General features: G+C 51.2%; 3 protein-coding genes and 1 pseudogene. 2 read left to right on the top strand and 2 right to left on the bottom strand.

What is annotated here, in order from left to right:
* Both GXY01S_RS16365 and GXY01S_RS18425 read left to right on the top strand, forming a co-directional pair.
* The coding region (locus GXY01S_RS16365; protein ID WP_156470346.1) for a transposase at nt 1-292 on the top strand (292 nt) is incomplete at its 5' end.
* Nucleotides 293-375: 83 nt separating this feature from the next.
* The gene (locus GXY01S_RS18425) at nt 376-2,301 is read left to right on the top strand and encodes a hypothetical protein (RefSeq protein WP_146222824.1); all 1,926 of its coding nucleotides are present in this window, start codon (nt 376-378) and stop codon (nt 2,299-2,301) included.
* Between the two features lie 79 nt (nt 2,302-2,380).
* Here GXY01S_RS18425 and GXY01S_RS16360 read toward each other — a convergent pair.
* Nucleotides 2,381-2,677, bottom strand: a pseudogene (locus GXY01S_RS16360) (IS1595 family transposase); the annotation flags it as partial.
* Nucleotides 2,678-2,708: 31 nt separating this feature from the next.
* A partial coding sequence (tnpC, locus tag GXY01S_RS16355) for an IS66 family transposase (RefSeq protein ID WP_061276817.1) occupies nt 2,709-4,158 on the bottom strand: 1,450 nt, incomplete at its 5' end.

Here is a 4,158-nt window from a genome sequence, read left to right as displayed (position 1 = left end):
ATTCCCTTGGCTTCGCCATCTGATCGGTGACGGGGGATATGCTGGCGAGAAGTTGCGTGGTGCGCTGGCTGAACTCGGCCGATGGACGATCGAGATCGTCAAACGTAGCGATCGGGCCGAAGGCTTCGTCGTCTTGCCCAAACGCTGGATCGTGGAGCGTAGCTTTGCATGGCTCGGACGTTGCCGTCGCCTCACGAAGGGTGTCGAGGCAACAATCTCGTCATCCCACGCGTGGTTGATGATTGCCCATATCCGCAGACTTCTGCGAAAAATCAATCAAACCGCTTTCTGATTCAGGCTCTAACAGATTCAAAATTTTTATAGAAAATAATAAAGATTTTCACTATTCTGATATAATTATGGAAAGGACTGTTTATGTACGGTTTAATCATAAAGCATCGTCATGCACTTTTGCTGATGTCGTTGATCTCCTGTTTCACTCTTGAAATAGGTTTGGTCTCTGCTACGCCGCTTTCTGACGAACAGATTGCAGCAATAAATGATGGACGTAAAGAAAGACGTGACTTTTTAATCAAGCAGGAAATAAGTAGGCCGTTTCCATCTATAACAAAATCTGCAACGTATAATAATAGCGATATTGCTGTGGATACCCAGAATTTAGGGAGATTGAATTTCGTTTTAGCAGCTTTTATGCATCACGGCCAAGGTGAGGTAGAAAAAGCAAATCAGGAATTTCATGATGCATTGCAGGATATTTTTCACAGCCCCACATTTAAGGGTGTAACAAAACATCATATTCCGGGAACGCCAGCCGATAATGATTCTTTTCATTTTGAACAAGCACAATTCATCTATCGTATTGTTAAAATGTTTGGATCCCATGGTACCATCGCGTCTGGGATATTGCAGCCAGTTATCGAAATGGAGGCAGCCACGCTTATGTTCAACTGGGGAAAAAGCGAGTGTCATTTGTCCGATGCTGACATTTGGGATACATGGCGGATTTGGGGATCAGAAAATCATGGCGCACAAAGAGATGGGGCATGCTGGGCAACAGCAAGCCTTCTAGTTGATACGCCTCAAATGCATAATAAAGTATATGATGACGGATCCAAAACAGCCGAACAATTGAATGCATGGACTGCTTATATAAAGCAATATTTGCGGCAGAGGGGAACGCATGGCACTCTTATAGAATATTTTTCGCCAACTTATGCAAAATATACATTACTAAACTTTTATATGTATTTTGACTTTAGCGCAGATCTAAATCTAAAAGAATTAGCCCGGGAAACTCTGGACCTGTGGTGGGCCCTGTGGGGTCAAGAGCAGATAGACAGTATTCATGGCGGAAGTAAAACCCGTGCCTATCCTTCAACGATAGGTAAGGCAATGGTCATGCAATCTACGGGTTGGCTTTATTTTAATATCGGTCCTCGTCCTGTTAGCCAAGCACCGGGTGAAGCCGCAATGACGGGCAGCACCTACGCCCCACCATCCGTTGTGATTGACATCGCTGTAGATACGGATGGCCGTGGCGAATACGATGTCTTGACGCGCTCTCCAGGCCTGGTCACAAAACCCATGGATACATATTATCATATTGACCCCAACGATGAGGAGATCGTACGAATAGCCCATATAACCCCTGATTTTGTTATGGGAACAACAATGCTACCCAAGCTACCCACTCAGAAATGGGCTGCTATTAGCTCTCAGAATCGTTGGAATGGATTGATCATGGCAGGTGGCAATCCAAAAGATTCGATAACAGTGCTACCTGAATTTCTAAAAAAAGGAAGTCAATATAATGCAATATGGGGAGTACAAAGTTCAGCAACTCAGATATTGCAAGCCATTCCAAGTACCGAAAGTCATAATGCTGGGGGTATACGTGTATGGTTCGGAGATACATTGAAGCGCGAGGAACGAGATGGGTGGATCTATATTAATGGACCTGCCTATGTTGCAGTTCGTCCGGCGTGGGGAAATTATTTTTGGGAAAAATCAGATGGTCACTGGATGATACCCAGTGATGGATACGCGCCTATAATAATTCAAGCTGCATCTGCTAAAGAATATCCAACCCTTGAGGCATTTCAAAGCGCAATTCGGCATATTAAATTAAGCGTAAATGAGGATATTCTACATTTCCATGGATTGCAGTCCATGCATAGTATTACATTTTATTGTAAATCAGGAAAATTGCCCGAAATTGATGGTAAAACCATCGATTTGAAACCTAAAGCCAACTTCCAAAGTCCTTTTGTTAATAGTATTGCTGAAGATGTTGTCATTAATAAAAATGGGCGGAGTGAGAAAATAAGTTTTCTGAAATGATTTTGCATAACGAAATAATTCCGTCTCGTTGTAGTAATTAATTTTGGGGCTGGCATAGGTAAGCGTTTGTTGGGACGGGTTAGAAGGGGAGTTTAGCCCATCCGGTAAGGATTTTCACGAGCTTTGCGGGCGAGCGGGTGTTGAAGCGCCACTCGCATTCGGCCAGGAAGAGATGGAAGTCCTTGCGTGGTATTCCATTGTATCGTCGCAGATGACGCTTGGCCTGGCTCCAGAAGTTCTTGATGCCATTGATGTGGTTTCTTCCCTGGGTGAAATGCCTGCTGTGATCGACGCGCTCATGATGGAACTCAGACACATCGAGCTTGTCGTAGGCATGCCAGGAATCGCTGTAAACGATTGAATCCGGTAGGACTTTCGTAAGCATCCGGCGGGAGACGCGGGCATATTCAGGCGGCGATGGTATTGTGGACCTGCTGGTGGGCTTTCCAGTGCCAGGGCAGGAGTTCATGGATGCGTGGATTGGGGATGTCATTGATCCGTGCCAGGACATCGGCGAGCCATGCGTGGGGATCGACATCGTTCAGACGCGCGGTGACGATCAGGGAATACATGGCGGCGGCGCGCTCTCCGCCACGATCGGACCCGGCGAACAACCAGGCTTTCCTGCCCAGGGCGATGCCGCGTAGGGCGCGTTCTGCTGCATTGTTCGTCAGACAGATACGGCCATCTGTGAGGAATCGTGTGAATGTATCGGCACGCCGTAGAAAATAGTTCATGGCGTGGGCAACGGGATTTTTTGTCGACATGCGCCGGCAACACTCCCGCATCCAGTCGAACAGATCGTCGACCAGAGGGGCTATGTCTGTTTGACGGACTGCCAGCCGATGTTCTGGGGGCGTACCGTTGATGGTGCGCTCGGCTTGGAATATGGCGTCGATCCTGCCTATTGCCTCTATGGCGAGGGGCGCCTTGTCTCTCTCGGCGATTTTGAACAGTCCCCTGCGTCCATGCGCCCAGCATCCGACGGAGACAACCGGCGCGGGTTGGCGTCCCGGTTTCGCCAGAGTATTGTAACCCGCATAGGCGTCTGACTGCACAATGCCGGTCCAGCCGGTGAGATGATCCGTGGGATGTTCGCCCTTGCGGTCCCGGGAATAACGGAACCAGACGGCTGGGGGCGCTGTGCCTCCAAAGGGGTGATCGTCCCGCACATAATTCCACAATCGTCCGGTGACTGTCCGGCCTTTCGCCAGAACCGGCACGGTGGTGTCGTCCGCGTGCAGGCGTTGTGCCGCCAGCACATGCGCCCGGATCAGCGTAGTCAGGGGGGCCAGCGTCGCGGTGCAGGCTCCCACCCAGTCAGCCAGCGTTGATGTGTCGAGATCGATCCCTTCGCGGGCAAAGGCATCGCTCTGGCGGTTCAGAGGCAGATGCTGCAGGAACTTGTCGCACAGGATGGTCGACAGCAGCCATGGGCCGGCGCGTCCGCGCGCGATCGGATGGAAGGGGGCGGGTGGCTGGGTGATGCTCTCGCAGTCCCGGCAGGTGAACTTCTCCCGCACCGTCTGTATGACCTTGAACTGGCGCGGGATCACCTCCAGCGTCTCGGTGACGCTCTCCCCCAGTTTGCTCAGACGATCGCTGCCACAGCACGGACACTGTGTCGGTGCGGGGATGACGACCCGCTCGCGCGGCAGATCGGCACGCAGGGGCTGGCGCCCCCGCTCCGACGAAGCGCCGAAACGGTCCTGGCGCATCCGCGCGATAAGATGTTTGAGATGGGCAATCTGCGCTTCGGCGCTGGCCGCGCGCGATTCTGCATCAGTGGCCCGGATTTCGGCAGTAGACGCCCGGAGTTCGGCGACCTGGGCACGCGCCTCGGCAGCGGCGAGTGCT

Source organism: Komagataeibacter xylinus NBRC 15237, assembly GCF_001571345.1.
Taxonomy (GTDB): Bacteria; Pseudomonadota; Alphaproteobacteria; order Acetobacterales; family Acetobacteraceae; genus Komagataeibacter; species Komagataeibacter xylinus.
This window is presented reverse-complemented; position numbering and strand designations above follow the sequence as displayed.

What these genes read in the sequence shown, in the direction of transcription:
- GXY01S_RS18425 (WP_146222824.1), top strand. Translation starts at nt 376, where the DNA reads ATGTACGGTTTAATCATAAAGCATCGTCATGCACTTTTGCTGATGTCG.